The 1480-nt window shown below is 44.3% G+C and carries 1 protein-coding gene and 1 pseudogene; both read right to left on the bottom strand.

The window, feature by feature from the left end; genetic code table 11:
* Positions 1-822 (bottom strand): annotated as a pseudogene (locus tag R7E00_RS23210) (hypothetical protein); the annotation flags it as partial.
* 74 nt (positions 823-896) lie between these two features.
* Positions 897-1247: a purine nucleoside phosphoramidase gene (gene hinT, locus R7E00_RS23205; protein ID WP_005461572.1), complete on the bottom strand. Its 351-nt coding sequence runs from the start codon at positions 1245-1247 to the stop codon at positions 897-899.
* Positions 1248-1480: the final 233 nt, after the last annotated feature.

Genomic DNA, 1480 nt, shown 5'->3' with positions numbered 1-1480 from the left:
CCCTGTCGGTGCCTTGCCATAGCGTTTTTCAAGCAGACGTAAGTCTTCACGCATACCGAGCTTTTTCGCGGCGTACATCGTGCTTTCAATAACCTGTTTGTTATCTGGCATCACAGCCAAAGCGCGACGGTAATCCACATAAGCGCTGTTAAGATCACGTGACGCTTCGTACAACAAACCAGAAAGATAGAAGAGATAACCGTTTTGCACCGCGCTGAGTTTTTTCCCTGCGTCTGGATAACTCGCGAGCACGCTGCCTAAGTTGGCTGACATACCTTGGTTTTTTAGATCTTTTTCTGCCGACTTCAGCTCTTTTTCACGCGCTTTTCTCGCCGCTTCCTGAACTTGGTTGGCACGACGAACTTCGACGAGTGCGCCTTCTAAATCATTTTTTTGTAGATAGTTCAGACCAAGGTATAAATGCAAAAAGCCGAGTTCGTAGTCTGCAGGTTGGTATTCGTTAAGATTGTCGTTTACAGCAAGTGAACCTACGCTCGTCGCTGTTTCAGAAACAGAAATGGTTGCTCGGTCTTGTTGAACACGTACCGCGCGGTCGCTCTCTTCGAGAGCTTTGAGGCTGGTTGGATAATCTTTCGCAAGGAATGAAATACGACCCTTTTCGAAATTGCCAAGGATCTCGCCACCGACGTCGCTCGATTGGAGTTGCTCAGCGTTGGCATAATTGCCAGCAACAACTGCCTGATAAACTTCTTGATTCTGGTCGCTGTAATGGCTAAACAAATTGCCCGCAGACAAATTAGCGCAGCCAGACGCCATCAAGACCCAGCTAATCAGTCCAAACAGCTTCACACCTAATTTCACATTTATCTCCGCAAATGTGTGCTCAGAAAAGAATATAAATAGGGTGGCATAGGCACCACCCTTTTCAAATTAGCTTAGCTCAATACCATTGGACCTAAAGGACGACCGCCTAGTAGGTGCATGTGAATATGGTAAACCTCTTGGCCACCATGAGGGTTGCAATTAAGGATCAAACGGTAACCGTCTTCAGCAATGCCTTCTTCTTTCGCAAGCTTCTTCGCCACAGTGAATAGGCGTCCCATCATTGCTTCGTCTTCTGCTTCCACATCGTTCGTTGTCGGAATCAACTTGTTCGGGATGATAAGAATGTGGCTTGGCGCGCGAGGGTTAATATCGCGAAACGCGGTCACTAAATCATCTTGGTAAAGAATGTCTGCTGGGATTTCCTTACGAATAATTTTACTAAAGATAGTTTCTTCCGCCATGGGGACTCCATTTTATAAAGGTGTGTAACCCATTTAGTATGCTTCAACCCAAAGCTGAGCTCAATAAAAAACAGTGTTCACTTAACATTATCAATCTAATGCTAATAAACGAAGCTTTTTTTGTCGTATGCGTCATAAAACGTGCGTCACGAACTCAATACAATCCAATGAATTTTGTTACTTTTTTAAGACAATTATTATTTTTATACCCAAGTAAATTCAAAAATACTTGG

The organism is Vibrio sp. Vb1755, from assembly GCF_033338635.1.
GTDB classification, from domain to species: domain Bacteria; phylum Pseudomonadota; class Gammaproteobacteria; order Enterobacterales; family Vibrionaceae; genus Vibrio; species Vibrio alginolyticus.
This window is presented reverse-complemented; position numbering and strand designations above follow the sequence as displayed.

Bases quoted from the DNA above. Each gene is read 5' to 3' on its own strand.
- hinT (WP_005461572.1), bottom strand. From the start codon at position 1,247: ATGGCGGAAGAAACTATCTTTAGTAAAATTATTCGTAAGGAAATCCCA.